Source organism: Daejeonella sp. AP26 (assembly GCF_056680515.1).
In genome coordinates this window covers 2,724,936-2,749,854 of record NZ_CM155286.1, presented here as the reverse complement: position 1 = coordinate 2,749,854, position 24,919 = coordinate 2,724,936, and the positions used below count along the sequence as shown (strand labels likewise).

The window sequence follows — 24,919 nt, the reverse complement described above, 5'->3', positions numbered from 1 at the left end:
TACGACTAATTATCAAATTAAAACTTTATGAAACGATTACTTTTACTTATTACATTAACATCATATATTGGTTTGGCCGCCGCCCAGGGGCCTGCGGGGGCCGGATCGTCGATTGTCGGCAAGATTAGCGGGGTGATCATTGATTCCCTGAGCCGGAAGCCGGTTGATTATGCCACCGTTGCACTCGGTCGCAGTGGAGCTGTTAAAACAACCAATGGGTCGCTAACTGATGACAAGGGCAGCTTCAAAATTGAAAATATTACCCCCGGAACTTATCGTTTAACCATCGCATTTCTTGGTTACCAAACCAAGATCATTGATCCGGTGAAAACAACACCTGAGCGCCCGGATCTGAACCTCGGACAGATTATACTTTCTCCGAATCAGAAGATGCTGAATGAAGTTCAAGTAACCGGCGCTGCGGCCGTAATTGAAAATAAAATAGACAAAATTGTTTATAACGCCGAGCGTGATGTAACTATTGGTGGCGGAAACGCAACCGATGTATTGCGTAAAGTTCCTTTGCTATCTGTAGATATTGATGGAAATGTTTCGCTGCGCGGAAGCCAGAACGTTAAAGTGTTAATCAACGGTAAGCCATCCGGAGCTATGGCCAATAATATGGCAGATGCATTGAAAATGATCCCCGCTGATCAAATTAAAAACGTCGAGGTAATCACCAGTCCATCCGCTAAATATGACGCTGAAGGGACCTCAGGCATAATTAATATCATCACAAAAAAGAAAGACGTCTCAGGTGTTAGTGGATCTTTAAGCGGAGGTGTCGGTACCCGTCAGAATAATGGTAATGCGAATATAAACATCAAGACTGGTCGTTTAGGACTTACCGGTAATATCGGTGGACATGGTTCATGGCCACAAAAAACGGTTAGCGAATTCAACCAGGTTAATTTGCAGGGAGCACCTATGTTCACTCAAAGCAGCAATAGCGAAATGAAGCGTCTGGGCTTCCGTGGAGCTGTAGGAGCTGATTATGATTTTAACGCTTTTAACGCTATAACCACTAACCTTGGCTTTAATCGTTTTGGAAACACTTTCGGAGGAGATATTTTTTCTGCACGCTACCTCAATGGACTGGCTGCAAATAGCACCAGCATTACGGATCGCGAAATAACTATCCCAGGCTTTGACTGGACTACAGATTACGTTAGAAAGTTTAAAAAAGCTGGTCACGAATTATCTTTTGCAGCCCAACTAACTAAAGGAAAAAATCTGCAGGACTACACAACATTGTACGATGGGGGCTTAAATCCAGATGAAGTAGGTAATAATGATGCGAATAACCAGGAGGTAACTTTTCAAACTGACTATATTCAGCCGTTCAAAAAGGTAACTTTTGAGATGGGTGCTAAGGGAATTGTAAGAGATATCACCAGCAATACACTGATCGACACCTTATCCGGAAGCAATTTTGTAAGAAATAACGAACGATCAAATATCTTCGATTACAACCAGGATGTATTAGCCGGATACTCAACTTTAGGATTCACATTGGCAAAAAACTATGGTGTTAAAGTTGGAGGTCGTTTAGAATACACTAAAATTTCGGGTAATTCAACTTCCGGAAATGTAGTTCCTTTCAGCAATGACTATTACAACTTTGTGCCTAGTCTGACTATCTCACGTACGTTTAAAAATTTCAAAACAGTTAAGCTGAGTTACAGCAAACGTATTCAGCGCCCGAGTTTGTTCTATCTTAATCCATTCCGTAATGGAAGCGACCCCATTAATCAGAGCCAGGGAAATCCATATTTGTCTCCCGAGATCTCAAACAACTTTGAGTTAGGCTATTCAACTTTCGTGAAAACCACGGTCATTAACGCATCCCTGTATTACAGAAACACTAAAAACGTAATAGAGAGTTTTATTACACCGGGAGTCGATTTAACTACGGGAAGTGAAGTAAACGTTCAAACCTTCAACAACGTTGGTACTAACAACTCCTTCGGAATGAACTTATTTGGATCAGTAAATCCAATTCAGAAATTAACACTCCGTGGTAACTTAAATGTGAACACCTATAACATCAATACTCAACCACTTCTAAGTTCATTGAACAATGACGAAACACACATTCTTTACAATGCCTTCATTAGCGGTAGCATGAACTTCAAAGGAGGTTTTATTGCAGAAACGTTCCTGATTGTTAACTCGGCCCGTCGTACCTCTCAGGGAACAAACGCAGGTTTCAACATGTGGAATATCGGTTTCAAGAAAGAAGTGCTTAAGAAAAAAGGAAGTATCGGATTAAATATTATAGATCCTTTGAACGAGAACAAAAACTTTAAATCCAATATCGCTGGTGCAGATTTTACCCAGTCATCTAACTTCTCTATCCCTTTCCGTTCGGTAGGAGTGAATTTTAGCTGGCAGTTCGGTAAGATGAATTTCAACCAGCAGCCTCGTAAAAAGCGTTTAAGCAACGACGACCTTAAACAAGGTGAGCAAGGCGGCGCTGGTAACTAGTAAGATTTAGCTCAAAACATTAATGTTTTAAGGCTGCCTCGAAAGGGCAGTCTTTTTTTTTGTCAGTTTAAATACTTTAGATTATAGATTCACCACTCCTCGATATAACATCTTAGGCACTAAGTATATGTTCACTATGTGATAACAGGGTGCTTACTATGTTTTGATCGAAGGATGACATAGTAAGCACATAGTAAGCACATAGTAAGCACATGGTAATCCACGAACGATCTATGGCAGTTCTTGCCCCTTTGTTATTCTTCTAATTAAGAAATTTTGTAAAGCATGTTATTCCCGATAAAGAGTGGTTACTGATAAGATATTGGGCTTAAAATCCAGCCCCTTTGTAGATGCGCTCTCTTGGCTCCCGAGTGAATCGAGGCCAGTATCAACCTAAAGCTTCTTTACGTTTTTAAGGATTAGCAGATTTTGAGCATTGTTGCTCATACCGGTAATGTTATTCTGGTAAAGGTTAATCAGCTGATCATAAAACAATACCACTACGGGCGATTCCTCCATTACCAGGTTGTCCATTTCGCGGTATAGTGCATATCGCTTTTCATCGTCTGTCTCGTAGAATGAGCGTTCAAAGAGTGCATCAAATTTTTTATTCTTGAAGCTGGTGTAGTTTGGGCCGATGGGTACGTAGTTTTTGGAGTAAAAAACAGAGAGGTAATTTTCGCCATCAGGATAATCAGCAATCCACGAACCCCGGAAGAAGTTAACGCTGTTTTTAGCAATCAGCTCCCGCAGACTGCTTGTCTGATTTACTTCTACCAGGCATTTTATTCCGAGTGCGTTCAGTTCTCCCTGAACAAATTCGATAAGGTCTTTATAGGTGGTGGAAGTTTGGAGTTTAATTTCGGGTAGGCCTCTTCCGTTCGGATATCCAGCTTCGGCTAAAAGCTTCTTCGCCTTCTCGGGATTGTACTCATAACCTTTTACTTTCTCCATGTCAAAGCCTGGCATCCCTTTCGGGATAAAGCCCGCATGGCCCGGGGTACCAATGCTGTTTCGAAGGTATTTAACCATTTTTCGACGGTCAATGGAATAGTTGATCGCCTGACGGATCTTCTTATTTCTCAGTGGAGAAGTTTTTACGATGGCCATGGTGGTATTCACCAATATTCCAAGGTATTCGGTATTCAGGTAGGGGCCGGTTTTCAGCTGGAACTTTCCTTCGTACTTTTTAGTCATCTTACCAGATTTGGTTAGGATGTCATCCCGATAGCTACCATCGATACTGTTAAAAAAATCCAGATTCTTCTTTATGAACTCCATGAAGGCAGTTTGCTTATCAGAAATGAAAGTTGAACGGATGGCATCGAGATAGGGGAGTTTTATGTTACCTTCTCGCTCCCAATAGTTTTCATTTTTTAGCATGACTAGTATTTCGCCTTCCTTCCAGTACTTGAATTTAAAAGGTCCTGTACCTATGGGGTGATTTCTGAAATCTTTGCCATAGTGTTCAGCCACTTCATGCGGAATAACGGAACAATACTGTGCAGTAAGCATACTCAAAAAAGGAGTGAACGGGTTTTTTAGAGTGATCTGCAGCGTGCTGTCATTTACAGCATTGAAAGACTGCTTTCCTTCTACTTTATCGTTGAAGATCCATGCTCCTGAAGAAGCAACTTTTGGATCGATAATGCGGCTATAGCTGTAAACAAAATCAGCGGCTACCACCTTACGGCCTTTGCCTTTCGGAAAAAGCGGGTCATCATGAAAATAAACATCCGGTCTTAGATGGAAAGTATAGGTTTTACCATCGTCAGATATTTCCCAGCTCTGTGCTATTGCTGGTGCGGTTCTCAGGCTGTCGTCAACTTGTACCAGACCATTGAAAAGTTGGTTAACCATCCACAGGGCATTCTGATTTCTGGCAAAAGCCGGATCGAGCGAGGTTAGGCCGGCATCAAGATTTATATTAAATACCTTTTTACTGTCGTCGGACGCCTGCTGGCCACATCCCATGATGAAGACAGACACCAGTGAGATTAAAATAATTTTGATTTTAGATAATCTTCGACTCTTAAAGCTGTTGGAAAAGTTTACTCGATTTATTTGGGTGATATATTGAAATAGCCGGTTGTGATTATACATCAGTGCTTTTAGAATCATTTGTACATTTGCACAAATTAAGCGATTAATGAATGATAAAAAAATAATCTCATTGTTGCCGGCCGCTACCGAGATAGTCTGTGCTCTAGGCTTAGAAGAAAATTTGATAGGTATTTCACACGAATGTGACTATCCAGAAAGTATAAAAAGTCTGCCGGTATGTACATCTTCAAAGATCGACCCGGGATTAGGCAGCAATGAGATAGACATAGCAGTTAAGAGCCTGTTGTCTCAGGCATTATCGATTTATAATATTGATACAGAATTAATTTGTGCGTTAAAACCGGATGTGATCATTACCCAGTCGCAGTGCAGTGTATGTGCGGTTTCATTAGCGGATGTTGAATCAGAGTTAGCCGGTATGCTGGATAAGGATGTGAAATTGATTTCGCTGGAGCCTCAAACCCTTGGCGATATACTTGATAATATTAGCTTGATTGCCACAAATCTGGAAGTGGACATTCGGGCAGAGGAATTAATTGAAAGTTTAGAGGAACGAACTAATATCATCAGGCATAAGCTTAAATTTATTGAACAAAAGCCAACGGTTGCCAATATCGAGTGGCTTTCGCCAATTATGCTGGCAGGAAACTGGACCCCCGGGCTCGTGGATATTGCCGGCGGGAGATCTGTTTTGGTTGAAGAAGGTAAACATTCTCCGTTTATTGACTTTGAAGCTATTAAAGACGTAAATCCGGATATCCTGATTATCATGCCTTGCGGATTCTCAATAGCCCAATCGCTTAAAGAAGTGAACTTGTTATTGGAACTTCCCGGATGGGAGGAGCTCAGCGCTGTTAAAACAAACCGAGTTTACATTGCCGATGGGAACCAGTACTTTAATCGTTCGGGACCACGAATTGTGGATAGTATTGAAATTCTGGCGGAGATCATTCACCCTAAGCAATTTGTGTTTGGGTATGAGGGGACTGGGTGGATTAAATTTAATGTGAATTAAGAATTGTTAGGAATTAAGAATTAGTAAATAAGAATTAGGAATTAGAAGGGCAGAATGCTTCCAGGTTCCTTCACTCGCTCTATATGGCTCGTTACGCGTTCCAGCGGAACGCTTTGTTTGTAGGAAATATCATATGAGTTCATATAGGTTCCGTTAGGAACGTCTTGTGGATAGCCGCGTAAATTCTCGTATTCAGGTTGAATTTTTACGTATTTTTAAGATACCAGTTGTAAGAAGGTATGGAGAATTACCAGTTTCAAGAAAAGATCTCAAAGTTGGAAGATCTCGATTTATCGGGTACTTATACCTACGCCGACTACTTGAAATGGGAGTTTGACGAACGGTTGGAATTGATTCGGGGAAAGATCTTTAAAATGAGCCCTGGACCCAACACTTTTCATCAGGTGGTTGTGGGTGTGGTGTATAATTCATTATATAACTTTCTAAAACATAAGACCTGTAGAGTATTCGTAGCACCTTTTGATATTCGTTTTCCCCGTCGATCAAAAGATGATAAAGAAATAACCACGGTTCTTCAACCTGACATCTGTGTGGTTTGCGATCCTACAAAAACTGATGAACGCGGTGGCATTGGTGCTCCGGATATTGTCATCGAAATACTTTCCCCTGGCAACAACAGAAAAGAGTTAAAGAATAAATACGACGTGTATGAGGAAGCTGGTGTTTTAGAATACTGGATACTCCATCCGGTAGAAAAAACTTTCTTGCGATATGCTTTGAATGGAGACGGAAAATTTAACATTTCAGATTTTCTGACTCTTGGCGATGAAGTGACAACTCCTGTTTTACCAGGTTTCTGTTTGAGTCTGGATGAAGTTTTTGAGGATTAAGATTAGTTTACCAAATGAAGATGTTGTTCACCACAGATGAGCACAGATTTGTAAGCGAAGACCTGGAAGCCCATCATCCTACCACGGTCCTATAAAGGAACTAAAACGCAATTAACTGCTCGATCTGCTGGTTTACAAATCGTAGGGTGTCTTCTTTAAAGAGATTCCCGTGCTGATCAAACTCTTTATCAATTGCCGGGATGTGAAGGCGCAAGGGCATCACATGTAAATGGATATAATGGCAAATTCCTGTAAAGTGTTCGATACCGCGTACGTTACCGTACTTGCCTGAAGAAAGCCCTACCAAAGCCGCTTTCTTTGCGTAAAAGCTATCGGGAAACAAGCAGCCGTCTATGAATGTCTTTAAGATGCCTGGAAAGCTCCCATTATATTCAGGAACAACAAATAAGAATTTGGTGCTTGCGATGACTTTTTCGGCCACTGGTTTAAACGCTTCACTTCGTTTTCCGTATAGATCGGTTGCTATAAAATCATCCGGAAGATCCGTTAAAGAAATCACCTCTGATGAAATACCCCGTTGATTTAATGCGTTATGATAGTAATTGGCAAGCTTCAGTGTGTTACTTTCCTTGCGATTTGTGCCCGCTATAATTGTGATCATTTGTGGATAAGATGTGCAAAACGAGCTCTCGCGCCGCGGATTAAATTGTTTAAAGTTAGTATCTTAGTCGGTTATTAAAAAGTACGTTACAACGCCAAAAATAGCATTTTCCTTTAGGTATAGCTAATAAGAGGTAAGGTTTTTAGTATCATATTGTGTAATTATTAATATTGAGAATGGGTAAAATAATAGCGTTAGCTAACCAAAAAGGGGGCGTTGGGAAAACCACATCATCCATAAATCTGGCCGCCAGCCTGGCGGTTCTTGAATACCGTACCTTACTGGTTGACGCCGACCCGCAAGCTAACTCTACCTCAGGAATTGGATTTGATCCGCGGACAATTAAAGCAAGTATTTATGAGTGTATTATTAATGACATCGATCCGCACGAGGCCATTCAAAAGACAAGTACACCAAACCTGGATTTATTGCCTGCACACATTGACCTGGTAGGAGCTGAGATTGAGATGATCAATCTGGACAACAGGGAATTTAAGATGAAGGGTGTGTTAAACCAGATTAAGGATGAGTACGATTTTATTATTATCGACTGTTCACCATCTCTGGGTTTAATTACTATTAATGCGCTAAGTGCAGCCGATTCAGTGATCATCCCGGTACAGTGCGAGTATTTCGCTCTGGAGGGTTTAGGGAAGTTACTAAATACTATTAAAATTGTTCAGAACCGTTTGAACACGGCCTTACAGATTGAAGGCATCCTGCTAACGATGTACGATGTGAGGTTACGTCTTTCAAATCAGGTGGTTGAAGAGGTGAAAACCCATTTTCAGGACCTTGTTTTTGATACAATCATCCAGCGAAATACCCGGCTGAGTGAAGCGCCGAGCTATGGTATTTCTGTTATAATGCATGATGCCAATAGCAAAGGGGCTATCAATTACTTAAATTTAGCCCGCGAAATAATTCAAAAGAATGGACCGGCAGTAGTGGAAGAAGAAGCAAAACAAGAAATAGTATAAATGATGACGTATCAGAAAAAAACAGGATTAGGAAGAGGATTGAGTGCATTATTGGATGATACTGAAGTTGTTGAAAACAGAAATCAGCAGAATAGAAATCAGCAGGTAACTAGTGAAAGTTCATTATTAGGGACCATTAGCCATGTAAAGATCAGCCAGGTTGAAGTGAACCCTTTTCAACCCCGCTCTGATTTTGAGTCTGAAGCTTTAAGAGAGCTTTCCGATTCGATTAAACTTCAGGGCTTAATACAACCCATCACCGTTCGTAAAGTTGGCAACAATGCCTATCAGCTTATATCCGGTGAACGCCGCTTACGTGCATCAAAACTTGCCGGCTTAACTGAGATCCCGGCGTATATCCGGACTGCCAACGATCAGCAGATGCTGGAAATGGCACTTATCGAAAACATTCAAAGGGAAAACCTGAATGCAATCGAAGTAGCTTTAAGCTTTCAGCGGATGATCGAGGAGTGTAGCCTGAAACAGGAAGAGTTAGGTGACAGAGTAAGTAAAAGCCGGTCCACAGTAACCAATTATCTTCGACTGTTGAGATTGCCTCCTTCGATCCAGGCTTCTATCCGTGACAACGCCATTTCTATGGGTCATGCAAGAGCGTTAATCTCTGTGGATGATGTAGACAAGCAGCTTTATATCCATCAGGAAATAATCGACAAAGGGCTTTCTGTTCGTAAGGTTGAAGAACTCGTTCGTGAAATTCAGAAGCCCGGTAATAAAGTTAAACAGGCAAAGAAGCCGGCGAATATGTCATTCCAGTTCCAGAAAATTCAGGATGACCTTGCTTCTAAATTTGGAACAAGGGTTAAATTGAAGGTTCAGGATAAAGGCACAGGTGCTATTGAAATTCCTTTTATGTCTGAGGATGATCTGAATCGTATTTTAGAAATGCTTGATTGGTAATGCCGGCATTACGGATACTGCTTATATTGATTTCCATGCTTGCCATAACACCCGTAATGGCGCAGGAAAGAGATAGCGCTTTAGTTAAGCAAGATACCCTGATAAAAACAGCCAGACCTGCCCCTGCAAAAAGTCCACCCGCTGTTAAAAGTTTGGAGCGTATTGAATTAGAAAAAATGCCTCGTCGGGCGGCTATCCGTTCAGCAATTATTCCCGGCTGGGGACAGTTAACAAACCGCCGATGGTGGAAACTCCCTTTCGTTTATGGTGGGTTAGTTGGTATTGCTCTGGTTTATGATTTTAATCAAACTAATTATAAAACGTTTCTTACTGAAGCTCAGAATAGGGAATACAACACCCTCCATCCTAAAGATCCGCCCAGACCGACGATATCTGGGTATGCCAGATATCCTACCACAGGCATAATAACCATTAAGGATGGTTATCGCCGAAATCGCGATTTGACCGTTCTTGCGGGGGCTGCCTTTTACGCCGTGGTCATTATTGACGCTTATGTAGATGCGAAATTCTTCAGATTTGATATTACTGATGAATTGGCTATTAAAGTGAAGCCGGCTCTTCAGCGACAACCACCAAGCAATGCATTTGCATCACCGGTGCCTTCGGTGAAGCTTAGTATGAACCTTTCCAAATGATTATTCCTTAACTCCAAATTTATGAAACTTGCTCTGCTTGGTTACGGCAAAATGGGTCAGATTATCGAACAAATCGCTATAGACCGCGGCCACCAGATTGTATTACGGATTGATGCCTTAAATCAGGAAGATCTGACCACTGAAAACCTTCAAAAAGCGGATGTGGCAATTGATTTCAGCACACCTGCTTCCGTTTTAAACAATGTGGAAGCCTGTTTTGAAGCCTCAGTTCCGTTGGTTGTGGGTACCACTGGCTGGTATGATAAGCTAGCTGACGTAGAGAGTAAATGCAGAACAGGTAACAATACAATGATCTATGCGTCTAACTTCAGCGTTGGAGTTAATATCTTTTTTCATATCAATAAAGTATTGGCCAATATCATGAACAGGTATTCGCAATATGAAGTTCAGGTAGAAGAAATACATCACACTCAAAAACTTGATTCGCCCAGCGGTACAGCTATTACCATTGCAGAAGGCATTATTGAACAATTAGAGAGGAAGCAAGAATGGGTTAATGAATTAGTTGATGATGACGCAGAAGTTATTGCTAAACCCGAGCAATTGTTGATCGAGTCTCATCGAATTGAAGACGTGCCTGGCACTCACACTGTTATCTATAGCTCGGAAGTTGATGAGATTGAGTTAAAGCATACCGCTCATAGTCGTACTGGCTTTGCATTGGGTGCGGTGCTTGCAGCAGAATGGCTGCAGGATCGGGAAGGCTTTTATAATATTACCGATATGTTTGATTTTAGCGTTTAAACCCTATATTGTTGCAAAATTATTAGCATGAATTTGAATTTCCGTAAGAAAAATACTACTGATACAGATAAACCAAAAAAGAAAAAAAGCGCCGGGCGTGAATGGTTTGATGCCATTCTTTTTGCGGTGATAGCAGCCACGCTAATCCGCGGATTATTTATTGAAGCATATACAATACCTACCGGATCGATGGAAAAAACCCTTCTGGTTGGGGATTTTCTATTTGTCAGTAAAGTGAATTATGGAGCCCGTACTCCGATGACTCCAATAGCTTTTCCTTTTGCCCACCACAGTATGCCTATAACCGGAACGAAAGCCTATTATGATGGTGTTCAATGGGCCTACCATCGGTTACCCGGTCTTACTGATGTAAAGCGGAACGACGTAGTTGTTTTTAACTTTCCGATGGAAGCTGATTCTCCATACTATCGTCCGGTTGATAAGCGAGAAAATTATATCAAAAGATGTGTCGCTATCGCTGGAGACACTCTCCGCATCGTTAATACGCAAGTTTATGTGAATGGAAAGGCATCGGAAGGACCCGAATTCGGAGAAACGCGCTACTTCGTAAAATCGGATGGGACGGACTTCAATCCGCAGACTTTACAAGATATGGAGATCGAAGTTCAGCGCTCTACTGCCGATGATTACGTATTTAACATGACGAGTCAGGACGCTGAAACCATTCGTAGCTGGTCAAACGTTAAATCGGTTATTAAAATGGTGAGACCAGTCAATGATTATGAGCCACAAATATTTCCTTACAACCCGCACTTTAAGTGGAATGAAGATAATTTCGGACCTCTGATCGTTCCAAAGAAGGGATGGACAGTGAAACTTGACAGTACCAACTATCCTTTATATCAACGTGCAATCTCAGTTTATGAGGGCAACAAGATTGAACAAGTTGGAAATGATATTCTCATTAATGGTCAAAAAGTCGATAGCTATACTTTCAAGATGAACTATTATTGGATGATGGGGGATAACCGTCATAATTCTTTAGACTCCAGATATTGGGGTTTTGTACCCGAAGATCATATTGTCGGCAAAGCTTTGTTCGTCTGGATGAGTTGGGATACTAATGGCTCTTTTATAGACAAAATACGCTGGAATCGCTTGCTTACGGGCATTTATTAAAAGCACAAGCACAGTTTAAGCTGCCTAAAAAAAGCCCCAATTATCGCTCAGATAATTGGGGCTTTTGAATTAAAATAAGTTGCACAGTTCTCAATCTTACTTTTTCTTTGGGCTGCTTTCGCTTGGTTCTTGCGGAGCATGTTTCTTTCCCTGAACATTCGGATTAACATTTCCTTTGTTAACAGTAGCCTGTTTGTTGTCTGTTTGATCTGACATTTGACCGCCGCTGTTAGATATCCCTCTGGACTTTAATTCTTCTTTGGTTGATTTGAAGGCCCTATCAGAAGTAGTACTTCCTTGAGAGCCACCCTTGATTTTATCCATGCCCGGTTGATTTGTATTTTTCATAACGATTAGAATTAGATACTGATCTTACCTATAAACAAGAATTCTGCGCTTTTTTTGTTTTAGATTTTAAAAATCAGCTTTTTTGCCTCCCTCGCGTTCTTCCTCTATTCTAATCCAGTTGGTATTTCTTACCAGCAGGCACACCGCATGCGATGAATAAAAACATTGCCTTTGAATTGGAGTTGGTTAGTATATGGCATGATCATCGAACTTTATTATCCTAATTGATGATTTGGAATTAAATAAAGAACTAAACACGTTTTCTGCCGTACAATAAAGTTTATTTGTAAATATCGGGTTACATTAAGAACAAGCAGCGCATTTCATCTGCATTTTAATATAGCTAAATGGAACCTAATTGATGAATTTCAAAAATCTGAAAGCAATTTTTGATGCTTTACCCAGTCCCTGCCTTATTCTGCTTCCGGACTTCCCTCGTTTTACTATCGTATATGTAAACAGCGCTTATTGCCGGGCTACTAACACTCTAGCTTGTGATTTAATCAATAAAGGCCTTTTTGAAGCTTTCCCGAATAATCCAAACGTTCCGGATGCAGATGGTGAAGAGAAATTAAGGGCATCACTGGATTTAGTGGTGGCTAGTAAACTCTCTCACCGTATGGATGATCAGAAGTATGATATCCCTGTCAGGGGTACCGGAGATTTTGAGGTGAAGTATTGGAGAACTGAAAACGCACCGGTTTTGGATGAAAGCGCTGAGATCGAGTATATAATTCATAACGTAAGCGACATAACCGAAAAGATAAGAGCTGAAGAAGAAAAAGAATTAGAAAAAAGAAATAAGGAAGCGCTGATTAACAATACAGATGATTTAATCTGGAGTGTAAATAGTGATTTCAAGCTTATCACTGCTAATAGCGCTTTTATTCAAACGCTTAAAAATAATACAGGAATCACTTTTAAACCCGACGATAACTTACTGATCAGTACAGTTTTTCCCGCCGATTCCCTGGAATTCTGGATAAATATATATCGTAAAGCACTGATTAGCGATGCTTTCAAAGAAGAGATTTTTACTCCAGCGACTGCCAATTCGATTGACAATTGGTCAGAGATCAGCTTCAACCCGATCTATGAAAACAATACGGTTATGGGAATTGCCTGCTTTTCAAGAAATATTACAGAAAGAAAATTGGTCGATGAGAAACTCAAACAAAGTGAAGCCAGCTTAGCCGCAGCCCTGTCGGTTGCAAAGGTTGGAAGCTGGGAAACAGATCTGTTAACTCAAAAGGTAATATGGTCAAAGGAGACTTATCGAATTTTCGAAATTTCCCCTGACTCTTTTACCTCACATCCGAATTTTCTGGAATTTGTCCATCCCGAAGATAAAGAGAAGGTTGAGGCTGCTTTTTCTGGTTCCCTGGTTAAAACATCCTTAAATTCGATCGAACATCGGATTGTCACCTCTAATGGCCTTGTTAAATGGGTGGAAGAACGTTGGCAGGTTTTTACTGATGATGACGGACAGGCTATTCGGGCTGTTGGTACCTGTCAGGATATTTCGGTTCTCAAAAGAAATATCACAGAGAAGGAAAGGTCCGAAAAAGCCTTTGAAGTTGAAAGACAGTGGTTCCATGATTTGTATTCTCAGGCGCCATCATGTATGGGAATTCTAAAAGGGCCAAACCATGTATATGAACTCGCAAATCCACTTTATCTTCAGTTAATTGGCAAAACTGATATTATTGGTAAAACGGTAAAGGAAGTATTACCCGAACTGGAAGCCCAGGGATTTTTTGACTTTTTAGATACCGTATATCAAACTGGCGAAACTTTTGCTGCGAATGAGATGCTTGTCAAGTTCGATTTGCAGGGTACCGGAGAACTTAGTGATACCTATTTGAACTTCATTTACCAGGCGCACAGAAATCATGAAGGCGCAATTGATGGCATCTTCTTTTTTGCCATAGACGTAACCGAACAGGTGTTATCCCGGAGAAAACTAGAGGAGAATAAAAAGCATTATGAAGAGCTAATTAGGGAATTGCCGGTAGCGGCCTATTCATGCGACGCCGAAGGACATATAATAATTTATAATAAAGCAGCGGCTGAGTTGTGGGGCAGAGAACCTGAAATCGGAAAAGAGTTGTGGTGTGGATCAGGGAAAATTTATACCATAGATGGCGATCTCATTCCTCTTGATTCCTGCGCGATGGCTGTGGCTTTAAGAGAGGGTAGGCTAGTAGCTCCAAGAGAAATAATAATTCAGCGTCCGAATGGGGATAAGCGAAATGTAATACCTCACGCGGTTCCTCTAATGGATTCATCAGGAAGGGTTACCGGCGCTGTTAATATGCTAACCGATATCACAGAGGTAAAAGCAGCAGAACAACATCTTAAATTATTAGAGTCTGTTATTACCCATACTAATGATGCGGTAATGATTACAGAAGCCGAGCCTTTTGATGAACCGGGTCTTCGTATTTTGTATGTAAACCAGGCTTTTACTAAAATGACCGGTTATTCCGCTGAAGAAGTCATTGGAAAATCGCCTCGCATATTACAGGGGCCAAATACGGATATAGATGAGTTGAAACGTTTAAGTGACTCGATGCGGAAATGGGAGCCTTGCGAAATTACAGTCATCAACTATAAAAAGAATGGGAGAGAGTTCTGGATCAATTTCTCTATAAGCCCCGTAGCTAATGAAAAGGGATGGTTTACTCACTGGATTTCTATTGAAAGGGATGTAACTGAAAGCAAGAGAATAGAGCAGAAAATAAGTGATGAAAGAGCTCTTCTGAGAACATTAATAGATAACCTTCCGGATACCATATACTTTAAAGATGAGTTCGCCAGGAAATTAATCAGCAATAAGGTTGATTACCAGCTGCTTGGCGCCGCAACCGAAAAGGAGGTGTTGAATAAAACCGATCTCGAAGTGCTGCAAAATGAACTCACCATTACCGGGCATCAACAGGATATTGAAGTATTGAATACGGGAAGGGCAATTGTTGATATCGAGCAATATTTTATCCGGGAAAATGGGAAAGCCTCTTGTTTTCTGACCACGAAGATTCCGCTTCGAAATGAGCGGGATGAAATTGTGGGCCTATTGGGCATAGGAAGAGATATCACGGAAAAAAAGCAACAGGAAGCTGCTTTAAGATTAAATGAGCAACGCTTTAAAGCTATGGTCCAGGAAGGATCTGACCTGATTAGTATCCTGAACGAAAAGCTGGAATACACTTATTTAAGTCCGGCCTACACCAGTATCCTTGGAATCAAATACGATGAACTAATAGGTACTGAGGCATCGGATCGAATTCATGCGGATGACCGGGTCAGGGTTTCTCAAACGTCAGCCTGTTTAACCGCTGAAAGACAGGTGCACTATTTGCCGTACAGGTATAAGGTTGGCGAAGGTAAATACCGTTGGTTAGAGTCTAAAGCAACCAATCTGCTTGACGACCCTTCTATCAAGGGTATACTCTTTAATTCGAAAGATATCACGGAACGTGTTACCTACATTCAGGCTATAGAAGATCAGAATAAAAAATTGAGAGAAATTGCCTGGATACAATCCCACCTTGTCAGGGCTCCGGTTTCCCGTATTTTAGGATTAATTAACTTAATAAAAAACTATAATGAGAGCATCAACGAGGCCGAGCTTTTAAATCATATTTATGATTCGACCCAGGAGCTTGACCTGTTAATTAAAGATATAGTTGATAAAACTAAAAAAGTAGATTTTACAATATGAGCCGGGGAATCCTCTGGTATCCGACAACGTAATTAAGGCATTTTCAGGCATCTTCAATTTGGGATTTACCAGGGAGATTTTGGGTAGTCCATGCGTGTTGGTCTATAAGCACGTAGTAGAAACTACTCCCTATTTATTAGAGACCCATCTATAATATTTTTATTTTGAAATGCCTTGCTTTGAATTAACCGTTAATATCGTGATCAATGATGAAGATTCACACTCCGAAAAGTTTCATCACCAAACTAAAGGATTCAGACCTGTTAATGCTTACAAATGATAACCTGTTTCCTACTTATTAAATCTAATAAAGAAAAATGGCCCGGCGGTCATTTTTATAATAGCCTGGTAACTTCCCTCTTGTTTGACTTTGTTCTGCTTTATCCCATAGTGATCAATAGCCAAAGTTACCTGGCGCATTACGTAGGTAATGATCTTAATATTTATTTGCACTTACTGATTGCTTCTAACTACTAAGCAAGCGGTGAGCTAAAATTTGGTTTTTTGATCATGTCATCAAGGTATAATCAGTACACTTCAGAATCCTGCCCAGATTTTCTTTTGTTAACGGTTTCACAATGTGCCCGTTCATACCACAATCGCTTATGCTTTGCAGATCACTTTCATCTGTTGAGCTGGTTAGTGCAATAATGGGTACGTTTTTAGGATAGGGGTCAGCTTAATTTCTTATTATTTTCGTAGCCTCTATGCCATCCATAACCGGCATGAAAACGTCCATTAAGACACAGGCATACCGGGTTTCCCTGATCTCCCTGACCGCTATTTCGCCATTCTCTGCGAAGTCAATTTGCTGGTAAAGACCAGAGAGAACTCTTTGTGCAATTTACCGATTGATTTCATTATCATCCACTACCAGGATGGGCAAAGCTGATACCTGCTGTTGTTCAGGCGCACTGTCTGGATGAGTAATCTTGTTAAATTCAATATCGAAAGAGAACGTAGATCCTTGTCCGACCTTGCTGCTTACCTTAATCCTGGATCCTTTTCCTGGTGTTTGACATAACCACGCACCACTCCTTTTAGGATGAAGTACAGATTATCATTTTTAGTGCGGCGGATACTCAAGTAATGAAACTCTTCCCGAGCTGTCCAGTAGGATTTCGCCTAAATATATCGCCTCTTACCTGGGAATCAAGCAGGAAACCCTTAGCCGATTGAAAAGAATAGGCGATGCCGAGTAATTATGAATATTTTTTATCGTGGGTTTTATACCACTGACCACATCGATTGAAGCAAAGTCAAGCCGCGCGGGCGAAGCAAGCTCACCTAATGGGCCAATAGGGCTCAAATTGTTCCTTGAAATCACTAATTCTAATGTAAAACGAAGCTGCTTTATAAGCAATCTTACCATCACTTCTTTTATATTTTTAAGGGCCTGCATACCAACTAGGAATTTAGTGCGGAGTTTGGCATGTTTAGTGACTATATTGATATTAAGCTCTGATTACCAGCACAAACACCCCGGTACAAAAAGCCAAACTACTTGAAGATGACGAATAAGTAAGATCCCTTACCCGCTTTAGTGGGTATTAAGAACTGCTCACGGTATCACTACTTTAAAAATATGAATAGTATTAAGATCTTAATTCTTGAACACGACCTCAATGATCTTGAACTATTACTGAGTACTTTGAAAAAAAGTGATCTGGATTATGTAGCCACTGTGGTTGATACCAGAGAACAATATGAAGAAGCACTTCATAATATTCATCCTGATATCATTTTGGCAGGGTTTGCCCTTCCCAAATTTGAAGGCCTGGCTGCATATAAAATGAAGCAGGAGATTACTCCGGAAACACCGTTCATCATCGTATCTGATACCATAGGGGAGGAGAATGCGGTGGAGTTAATTAAAACAGGAATCACCGATTACGCGCTAAAGGAGAAGATTTACCAGGTCGTGCCAAGCTATCGAAGAGCAAAATTTAAAACTACGGGACATCGCGTGGATTCAATCACACGTAGTGCGAGCTCAGTTGTCACGTATCATGGGATTGGTGGATTTGTACCTCCGCTCACGAACTGGATGATATTATCCGAACTATTGTCACGAAAGCTGAACAAGTTGATCAAATATTATGAATTTAAAAGTACTCCTGATTGATGATGACGAAGTTGTGTTATTTATGCATGACTTGATGATCATTGAAAGCGGACTTTCAATGAAGACCATTGCCTTTGAAAGTGCTGTTCCCGCTCTTGATTTTTTAAATCAACAGACTGAGCAAGACGCTCGCTACCTTATTTTTTTAGATATACATATGCCAATGATGAATGGTTGGGATTTCCTGAATAACCTTCAGCAATTTCCTTTGCGAGACCGCGTTTCTGTGATGATGACGACATCCTCGATTGATTCAGCTGACCGTGAAAGGGCCAGAATCTATCCGATGGTTACCGAATTTATTGAAAAGCCGCTGACTAAGGAAATATTCGCGCGAATAAAAGATCAGGTAAGCATGAAAATGGACGGAGCTATTTAAACCTGTGAAATACAATTCATAGTTCTGAGGGTATTACGATGCGTGTCGACTTTATTATTCCTGTCTGGCTTTATTATTTTGCGAGTAGTTGTTCTACTCCTAATTTCTCAGCAAGCACATTCAAATCTTTTAGTACCGCATCAATAACCGGAATCCCATTTAGTTTTCTATCAATCTCAGCTTCTAATTCAGGCTCTCCGGGGATAATGACCTTATGCTCTCCCGAAACGGTCTTTGCCGATTTAAAGCGCTCGATCCAATTGTCCATGTGCGATTTAAATTCATCTACGGGACGAAAACCATCCACCCGCATAGCGCCTATAAAATGCCCTATGCCTTTTCCGACGGGGTCAGTGGGGGGGTCCAGGAAGGAAACAAATGGCGGAACCCAAGGCCCATAATTGGCACCTGAAAGTACTGCAGATAATATATCAACCGTTGCCCCAAGGCCAAAGCCTTTATGACTACCATGGTCTTTATCGCTTCCAAGCGGTAATAGCGATCCTCCATTCTTCAACTCATGTGGATCGTTAGAGATTGTGCCTTCTGCATTTTGTATCCACCCTGATGGCACGGATTTATTGGAACGCTGGGCAATTTCGAGCTTTCCGTTTGCAGCCGCAGAGGTGGCCATATCAACGATAACAGGCGGATATTTTCCTGCAGGAAAAGCATAGCACATGGGATTAGTTCCAAGCAAACGTTCATTTGCAAAAGTTGGCGCCACCAGGGGACTTGCATTGGTCATCGCAAAGCCGATCATGTCTTGCTCAACCGCCATAAGGGCATGATAACCTGCAATCCCAAAGTGATTTGAATTTCTTACTGACACCCAACCCGAACCATACTTTTCTGCTTTCTCTATAGCCACTTTCATTGCAAAAGGGGCGACTACCAAACCCAGTCCACTATCGCCATCAACGGTAGCTGTACTGGGAGTTTCATGAACAATACGGATGTCAGGCTTACTGTTAATCCGATTCTTTTCCCATAGCCTAACATATCCACTCAAGCGGGCTACGCCATGCGAATCAATGCCCCGCAGATCAGACCGAATAAGCACATCTGCAGCTAATTGCGCATGCTGGTCTGAGCAACCCATCTTCTTGAAAATGTTTTCTGTGAAGTTTCTAAGGTTGGTTTCAGAAAATATATGCCAGGTCATGAAATATTAAATTGTAGTTATTCCTTTTGGAGAATGGTGAACTTAAAGTCGAGGGGTTTAAACGTGTTGATCAGCGAAGAAATAAATTCAGTACCATATTTCACATAGAACAAGCCGAAATTTTCAGAGCGCTCCTGCAGACCGCCTTTTGGGAAAAGCGCTTTTTTGAAATTATCAATTCTATTTAGTGAATCAGAATGATTTCTTTTTTCTGCTTTTAGGAGTTTCTTTTCGAGGTTATGAATAGCTTTTTCAAGCCTTGCCCGCACAGCATCGGTAGACGCCGTAAGAGTTGGGTCAATCTTATGCGTTCGTAATTTTATCTTTTCGAACAGGCATTTAAATTCAAGCCATTCATCAGCTAAGTTTAAAGTGTGTTCCGAATGGTCCAACACCCATTTCTTCTTTAATTCATCGGCGCTCTTAAAAAGATCAGCAGGGGAAAGATTCAGTTTTTTAATAGTATCGCTCAACCTTGTGCCCCCAACAAGCGCGGAATTTCTTAAAATTAAAATAGGAAAATCAATCCCATAATGCTCGAAGTTTTCTTTGAGCTGTAGCCAGTACACCACTTCTGCACCACCTCCTACATAAGCAATGTTTGGAAGAATTACCTCCTGGTATAGCGGGCGCATTACCACATTTGGACTAAACCGCTCGGGGTGAAGATGGATCTCTTGTTTTAGTTCATCTTCTGAAAAGGAGATCTCTGAATTTAAGACTGAATAACGATTGTTGTCGTAGACCAGGCGTTCACGTAAATTATCCGAGAGGTAAAAGAAGTTGATCTCTCTGGGATTTACTTGTGCTTCAACCCCCGCAGAGAGCAGTTTTTCGATGCTTGAATTGATTGTCCTGAAACTGTTTTGTTGAATAATATCGTCCTGAACTATTGTAGAAAATTGTTTCTTAAGTTCAGGATGATCTGCATCAATAATCACCAATCCATAATCTTTGAACAATTCGTTTACGAGATAGCGGGTAGCCGACGCCAGCGTCGAATGCTCCAGGTAAGCTTTTTCAACAAGTTGCGCGAGCGTCTCGGCATTTTCGGAGAAACCTAATACCCCTGTATATTCTTTTATGACTGATGCAATATCATTTAAGCATAGTCTGCCAGTGGCACCCTGCGCATTGTGTGGCCACTCAATTTTTTTGCCGCCAATGTAAGTATGGTTAATTTCTTCGAAATCATGGTCCTCTGTGGCCATCCAATAGACTGGAACAAAGTCTTTTTCTGGAAAATTACTTTTAAGCTCTCTGGCCAGATTAATGGCCGTAACAATCTTGAAGATAAAATATAGCGGCCCGGTAAACAGATTTAGCTGGTGCCCGGTTGTTATGGTGAAAGTAGTGTCCTGAGATAATAGTTGAATGTTCTTAAAAACGGGGCTCGTATCGTGCTCCTTTGAGCTAATGACTTCAGCATATTGCTCGTTGAGAACATTCGCTAGCGTTTGCCTGTCGCAAGGATTCTTCTTATTCGCGATCAGGTGTTTAAACCCTTCTAGAGTAGGCTGATGAGAAATGAAGGGAGCTAATTTGGAATCCTGCTCGAGGTAACGGATCACCGCAGGAGAAAAACTATTTGTTTCGCTATAATCTATATAGGTTGCTTTCATCCGGCAGCGAAATTAGAGGAATTTCTCGAATTTATCCGTCGGTTTCTTTTATTTTACAATATGTCCATACAGATCGAAATCCTCAGCACGATCAACCTGAACATTTACGAAGCTGCCAATGTTCGCATAATCAACACTTGAGTCCAGTAGAACTTCATTGTCCACTTCTGGCGAATCAAATTCTGTACGGCCGATGAAGTAATCACCGTCCTTTTTATCAATAAGCACCTTGAACGTTTGACCAGTCTTTAATTGATTTTTATCGAATGAAATTGCCTGCTGAATATCCATTATCTCATCAACGCGCTGTTGCTTGACTTCATCCGGCACATCGTCATTCAAGAGATGCGCATGTGTCTTTTCTTCGTGTGAATAGGTGAAACAACCCAGCCGGTCGAACTTTGTTTCTGCTACCCAACTTTTCATTTCCTGAAAGTCATACTCGGTTTCCCCGGGGTATCCACAAATTAAAGTGGTACGCAAAGCCAGGTTAGGTACTCTGTCGCGTATAGAGTTTACAAGATCAATTGTCTTTTGCTTGGTTGTTCCGCGGCGCATTGACTTGAGCATGCTATCCGTAATATGTTGCAAAGGCATATCAAGATAGTTGCAGATATTACTTCTTTCATTCATTACATCCAGAATGTCCATCGGGAACCCAGAAGGATATGCATACTGTAAGCGGATCCACTCGATACCTTCAACATCAGAAAGATGCTTCAGTAAGTCAGCCAGGTTGCGCTTACTATAAAGGTCAAGCCCGTAGTAGGTGAGGTCCTGTGCTATTAAAATCAGTTCCTTAGTCCCGTTCTTAGCTAAGAACTTTGCTTCTTTAACCAGATCTTCTATTGGCTTGGAAACATGCTTACCACGCATTAAAGGAATGGCACAGAAGGAACAGGGACGATTACAGCCTTCAGCAATTTTAAAATAGGCAAAGTGGGAAGGAGTAGTCAGAAGGCGTTCACCCAAGAGCTCATGCTTATAATCAGCGCCCAGATTGCCTAACAGATCCTGAAGATCATTAGTTCCGAAGTAGGCATCTACATTTGTTATTTCCGCTTGCAGCTCAGGTTTATAGCGCTCAGATAAACATCCCGTAACAACTACTTTCCCGACTTTACCCTGTTCTTTCAGCTCGCTGTATTGCAGAATGGTATCGATCGATTCCTGCTTGGCATTGTCGATGAAACCACAGGTGTTGATTACGATGATATCGTTGCTTTGCAGGTTTTCAGCTTCGTGCACTACATCCATCTGGTTACCGCGGAGTTGCCCCATCAATACTTCACTATCATGAATATTTTTAGAACAACCTAAAGTGATGACGTTTACGCGAGGTTTTGTTATAACCGGTTGGTGCTGTAGTTTAGTTCTCATTATTATTTTATTTGTGATACCACTGAAGTGATTTCACGGATTTTATTTAGTGATTACACCGATTAGAGATGATTTCACTGATGTATTTTGATTTAGTGATTTCACTGATTTAAAGGTGATTTCACAGATAACTTGGTGATTCCACTGATGACAGGGATGATTTCACCGATGTATTACTCAAATCGGTAATCTCCTTAATCGGTGTAATCCTTTTAATGAGTGTAATCCTCTTAATCGATGTAATCATTTTCAATAGGAAAGCCGTTTTATCTCGCAACTGCTATTTCCAAAATTAATCAACAGACCTGTTTTTATCTTGCTAGCTTTCAAATATGAAATCAATTGATTTTGAAATAGCTTTGGCTGATAGCCCGTAACAGATTTTAACTCTACAATTAAAGAGTTTTCAACTAATAAATCATATCTGAACTTCCCAACTGCTTTGTTATCATATATTACCACAAATTCTTTTTCAGCTACAAACTCTATTGATTGGTTTCGTAGAGTAATCTGCAATGCATTTGAGTAAATCTTCTCGTTAAATCCCGGCCCTAATTCCCTGTGAACTGCAAAACAACAACCGATTATTTTCTCTGTTAATTTGTCTTTTATATAAATATCCTGCATTGGAAGGAGATTAATGGAAGTGTGACAGCGTCTAGATGTGTTTATCTACAATCTACCTATTAAAATCTTCTTGTTCTAACGCTAATCTTTAAAGTCGGTGTAATCCCCTTACAATCAGTGCAATCTCAGAAAAATCTTTGTTAACCTTCTATTTAAATAGCGAGTCAACAAATTCCTGTTTATTAAATAACTGCAGGTGATCGATCCCTTCTCCCACACCAATATATTTTACCGGTATCTTAAACTCGTCAGATATACCGATTACTACACCACCTTTTGCCGTGCCGTCTAACTTAGTTAGCGCAAGTGCATTAACCGATGTAGCCTGAGTAAACTGCTTGCATTGCTCAATAGCATTTTGACCAGTAGAGGCATCCAGAACAAGCAGTATTTCATGTGGTGCTCCCGGAACTACTTTTTGCATTACCTGCTTGATCTTAGTTAATTCGTTCATCAAAGCAACCTTATTATGCAAGCGGCCTGCTGTATCAATTATCGCCACATCCTCGCCATTTGCTACCGCTGACTGCAGAGTGTCAAAAGCTACTGAAGCTGGATCTGACCCCATTGGTTGAGCTACAACCCGTACGTTAACCCGCTCGCCCCAAAGTTTTAACTGTTCTACTGCGGCAGCTCTGAAAGTATCTGCAGCGCCTAAAACAACTTTATTTCCCGCTAGCTTCAGTTTATGCGCCAGCTTACCAATTGTAGTTGTTTTCCCTACGCCGTTAACCCCCACAACCATAATTACATAAGGCTTATGATCACCGTATTCAAAATTACTGAAATCGTTACTGTTGTTTTCTGAAAGCAGGTTTTTTACCTCTTCCCGTAAAATATTATTTAACTCAGATGTGTTGACGTATTTGTCACGGGCTACTCGCTCCTCTATCCGTTCTATGATCTTTAAGGTAGTCGACACACCTACATCAGAAGTAACGAGGATCTCTTCCAGGTCATCCAGCACTTCTTCGTCCACAGTCGCTTTTCCGACAATGGCTTTAGTTAGTTTGGTAAAGATTCCAGCCTTGGTTTTTTCCAGGCTCTTATCCAGATCCTGTTGTTCCTGAACAGTGTTATCTTTCTTCTTAAAAAAATCAAATAGTCCCATAGTTCTTAATGCGAAAACCTGCTAAATTGAGCCGGCTAATGATTGCTTTCTTGCTAATACTTATTGTGGGAACTTAATGAGGATCGTATGAACGAAATAAGTTCTTCAAATCAAAGGGAAGAGAAACGTACGGATAGCCGGGGTTTCTCAATAAAAATTCTTAATCAAATGAAAAAAGCCCCCCACGAATATCGAGGGCGGCTCAAAAAATTTCATTGAACTTATTATTAAGACTTTTTTACTCCCGCAATAGCGTCTTTCACGTGATCGTTGTGAACGATCAATTCTGAGAATGAGTAAGCGCCAGTCTTAGGTGATTTGTTCATGGTGATCACCTTTGAATATTCTTTACCAGCACCGGTTTTTAGGGTTGCAACTACTTTCTTTGCCATTTTACTTTATATTATGTAACTGAGTAATTCAATTACTAATGTTATTTAATTTCTTTGTGAACAGTTACTTTTCTTAACACCGGGTTGAATTTCTTCAACTCCAAACGCTCAGTTGTATTTTTCTTGTTCTTAGTGGTTACATAACGAGACATGCCCGGCATGCCAGTTTCTTTATGCTCAGTGCACTCTAAAATAACCTGAACTCTATTGCCTTTCTTAGCCATTACTATTTAGTTTTTTGTTGTATTGCGTGAGGTTTGCTGAAGATATCTTGTCCCTCAAGCAACACCGGCAATCGTTGATTATATAAAGCCCTTTTTAAGGAATTTGTTAATTACAGGTGTGATCCCGTTTTTGGTGATGGTTCTGATGGCAGAAGTACTCACTTTTAGCGTGATCCATCTGTTTTCCTCTGGGATGAAAAATTTCTTCACGTGCAGGTTAGGATAAAATTTACGCTTGGTCTTAACGTTCGAGTTTGAAACGTTAAAGCCATTCATGGCCATCTTTCCGGTTAAATCACAAATTTTCGACATGACTATATTGTG

The 24,919-nt window shown here is 40.8% G+C and carries 24 protein-coding genes; 12 read left to right on the top strand and 12 right to left on the bottom strand.

The window, feature by feature from the left end; all coding sequences use genetic code 11:
- The first annotated feature begins 27 nt into the window (after positions 1–27).
- Positions 28–2,487, top strand: a complete 2,460-nt coding sequence (locus tag AC1MCB_RS11760; RefSeq protein ID WP_479964914.1) for a TonB-dependent receptor — start codon at positions 28–30, stop codon at positions 2,485–2,487.
- Positions 2,488–2,880: 393 nt separating this feature from the next.
- Here the strand turns inward: AC1MCB_RS11760 and AC1MCB_RS11755 are convergent, their stop codons facing one another.
- Positions 2,881–4,476 (bottom strand): ABC transporter substrate-binding protein, encoded by a 1,596-nt coding sequence (locus tag AC1MCB_RS11755; RefSeq protein ID WP_479964913.1) that lies wholly within the window; start codon positions 4,474–4,476, stop codon positions 2,881–2,883.
- A 160-nt stretch (positions 4,477–4,636) separates the two neighbouring features.
- Here AC1MCB_RS11755 and AC1MCB_RS11750 point away from each other — a divergent pair, with 160 nt between their 5' ends.
- Positions 4,637–5,566, top strand: a complete 930-nt coding sequence (locus AC1MCB_RS11750) for a cobalamin-binding protein (RefSeq protein ID WP_479964912.1) — start codon at positions 4,637–4,639, stop codon at positions 5,564–5,566.
- 239 nt (positions 5,567–5,805) lie between these two features.
- Positions 5,806–6,417 (top strand): Uma2 family endonuclease, encoded by a 612-nt coding sequence (locus tag AC1MCB_RS11745; RefSeq protein WP_479964911.1) that lies wholly within the window; start codon positions 5,806–5,808, stop codon positions 6,415–6,417.
- Between the two features lie 100 nt (positions 6,418–6,517).
- On the opposite strand, the gene AC1MCB_RS11740 is transcribed toward AC1MCB_RS11745, so the two are convergent.
- The gene (locus tag AC1MCB_RS11740) at positions 6,518–7,039 is read right to left on the bottom strand and encodes an NADPH-dependent FMN reductase (RefSeq protein ID WP_479964910.1); all 522 of its coding nucleotides are present in this window, start codon (positions 7,037–7,039) and stop codon (positions 6,518–6,520) included.
- Positions 7,040–7,215: 176 nt separating this feature from the next.
- On the opposite strand from AC1MCB_RS11740, the gene AC1MCB_RS11735 reads away from it, so the two are divergent.
- From AC1MCB_RS11735 to lepB, 5 genes are read left to right on the top strand one after another with little or no spacing between them, the layout of a single operon-like run.
- A complete protein-coding gene (locus AC1MCB_RS11735) occupies positions 7,216–8,019 on the top strand; it encodes a ParA family protein (RefSeq protein ID WP_479964909.1) in 804 nt (267 codons plus the stop codon).
- A gap of 3 nt (positions 8,020–8,022) precedes the next feature.
- Complete coding sequence (locus AC1MCB_RS11730; RefSeq protein ID WP_479968736.1) at positions 8,023–8,937, top strand: ParB/RepB/Spo0J family partition protein; 915 nt, start codon at positions 8,023–8,025, stop codon at positions 8,935–8,937.
- Positions 8,938–8,972: 35 nt separating this feature from the next.
- On the top strand, positions 8,973–9,593 hold the full coding sequence (locus AC1MCB_RS11725; RefSeq protein WP_479964908.1) for a DUF5683 domain-containing protein: 621 nt from the start codon (positions 8,973–8,975) through the stop codon (positions 9,591–9,593).
- 21 nt (positions 9,594–9,614) lie between these two features.
- Positions 9,615–10,358, top strand: coding sequence for a 4-hydroxy-tetrahydrodipicolinate reductase (gene dapB / locus AC1MCB_RS11720; protein WP_479964907.1), 744 nt, complete (start codon positions 9,615–9,617; stop codon positions 10,356–10,358).
- A gap of 27 nt (positions 10,359–10,385) precedes the next feature.
- A complete protein-coding gene (gene lepB / locus AC1MCB_RS11715; RefSeq protein WP_479964906.1) occupies positions 10,386–11,498 on the top strand; it encodes a signal peptidase I in 1,113 nt (370 codons plus the stop codon).
- 96 nt (positions 11,499–11,594) lie between these two features.
- Here lepB and AC1MCB_RS11710 read toward each other — a convergent pair whose 3' ends face one another.
- Positions 11,595–11,846 (bottom strand): hypothetical protein, encoded by a 252-nt coding sequence (locus AC1MCB_RS11710; RefSeq protein WP_479964905.1) that lies wholly within the window; start codon positions 11,844–11,846, stop codon positions 11,595–11,597.
- A 361-nt stretch (positions 11,847–12,207) separates the two neighbouring features.
- Here AC1MCB_RS11710 and AC1MCB_RS11705 point away from each other — a divergent pair, with 361 nt between their 5' ends.
- Entirely contained in the window at positions 12,208–15,570 is a 3,363-nt protein-coding gene (locus AC1MCB_RS11705; RefSeq protein WP_479964904.1) for a PAS domain S-box protein, read from the top strand.
- 276 nt (positions 15,571–15,846) lie between these two features.
- Positions 15,847–16,047, top strand: a complete 201-nt coding sequence (locus tag AC1MCB_RS11700; RefSeq protein ID WP_479964903.1) for a hypothetical protein — start codon at positions 15,847–15,849, stop codon at positions 16,045–16,047.
- 202 nt (positions 16,048–16,249) lie between these two features.
- Here the strand turns inward: AC1MCB_RS11700 and AC1MCB_RS11695 are convergent, their stop codons facing one another.
- Positions 16,250–16,339 (bottom strand): hypothetical protein, encoded by a 90-nt coding sequence (locus AC1MCB_RS11695; RefSeq protein ID WP_479968735.1) that lies wholly within the window; start codon positions 16,337–16,339, stop codon positions 16,250–16,252.
- An 816-nt stretch (positions 16,340–17,155) separates the two neighbouring features.
- Here AC1MCB_RS11695 and AC1MCB_RS11690 point away from each other — a divergent pair.
- Positions 17,156–17,695 carry a response regulator gene (locus AC1MCB_RS11690; protein WP_479964902.1) on the top strand — a complete coding sequence of 180 codons (540 nt, stop codon included), beginning with the start codon at positions 17,156–17,158 and terminating at the stop codon, positions 17,693–17,695.
- Positions 17,670–18,074, top strand: coding sequence for a response regulator (locus AC1MCB_RS11685; protein ID WP_479964901.1), 405 nt, complete (start codon positions 17,670–17,672; stop codon positions 18,072–18,074). The genes AC1MCB_RS11690 and AC1MCB_RS11685 overlap by 26 nt, the downstream gene beginning before the upstream one ends.
- Positions 18,075–18,147: 73 nt before the next feature.
- Here the strand turns inward: AC1MCB_RS11685 and AC1MCB_RS11680 are convergent, their stop codons facing one another.
- From AC1MCB_RS11680 to rpmB, 8 genes are all read right to left on the bottom strand, one after another.
- Positions 18,148–19,239 carry an Ldh family oxidoreductase gene (locus AC1MCB_RS11680; protein WP_479964900.1) on the bottom strand — a complete coding sequence of 364 codons (1,092 nt, stop codon included), beginning with the start codon at positions 19,237–19,239 and terminating at the stop codon, positions 18,148–18,150.
- Between the two features lie 17 nt (positions 19,240–19,256).
- A complete protein-coding gene (bshC, locus tag AC1MCB_RS11675; protein ID WP_479964899.1) occupies positions 19,257–20,861 on the bottom strand; it encodes a bacillithiol biosynthesis cysteine-adding enzyme BshC in 1,605 nt (534 codons plus the stop codon).
- Between the two features lie 48 nt (positions 20,862–20,909).
- Entirely contained in the window at positions 20,910–22,241 is a 1,332-nt protein-coding gene (gene rimO, locus AC1MCB_RS11670; RefSeq protein WP_479964898.1) for a 30S ribosomal protein S12 methylthiotransferase RimO, read from the bottom strand.
- Positions 22,242–22,490: 249 nt separating this feature from the next.
- Positions 22,491–22,868 (bottom strand): GxxExxY protein, encoded by a 378-nt coding sequence (locus AC1MCB_RS11665; RefSeq protein ID WP_479964897.1) that lies wholly within the window; start codon positions 22,866–22,868, stop codon positions 22,491–22,493.
- Positions 22,869–23,016: 148 nt separating this feature from the next.
- Positions 23,017–23,979 carry a signal recognition particle-docking protein FtsY gene (ftsY, locus tag AC1MCB_RS11660; protein WP_479964896.1) on the bottom strand — a complete coding sequence of 321 codons (963 nt, stop codon included), beginning with the start codon at positions 23,977–23,979 and terminating at the stop codon, positions 23,017–23,019.
- 227 nt (positions 23,980–24,206) lie between these two features.
- Positions 24,207–24,371 carry a DUF4295 domain-containing protein gene (locus AC1MCB_RS11655; protein ID WP_479964895.1) on the bottom strand — a complete coding sequence of 55 codons (165 nt, stop codon included), beginning with the start codon at positions 24,369–24,371 and terminating at the stop codon, positions 24,207–24,209.
- Between the two features lie 41 nt (positions 24,372–24,412).
- Positions 24,413–24,595, bottom strand: a complete 183-nt coding sequence (gene rpmG / locus AC1MCB_RS11650; protein ID WP_163405401.1) for a 50S ribosomal protein L33 — start codon at positions 24,593–24,595, stop codon at positions 24,413–24,415.
- Positions 24,596–24,673: 78 nt separating this feature from the next.
- The gene (rpmB, locus tag AC1MCB_RS11645) at positions 24,674–24,907 is read right to left on the bottom strand and encodes a 50S ribosomal protein L28 (RefSeq protein WP_479964894.1); all 234 of its coding nucleotides are present in this window, start codon (positions 24,905–24,907) and stop codon (positions 24,674–24,676) included.
- Positions 24,908–24,919: the final 12 nt, after the last annotated feature.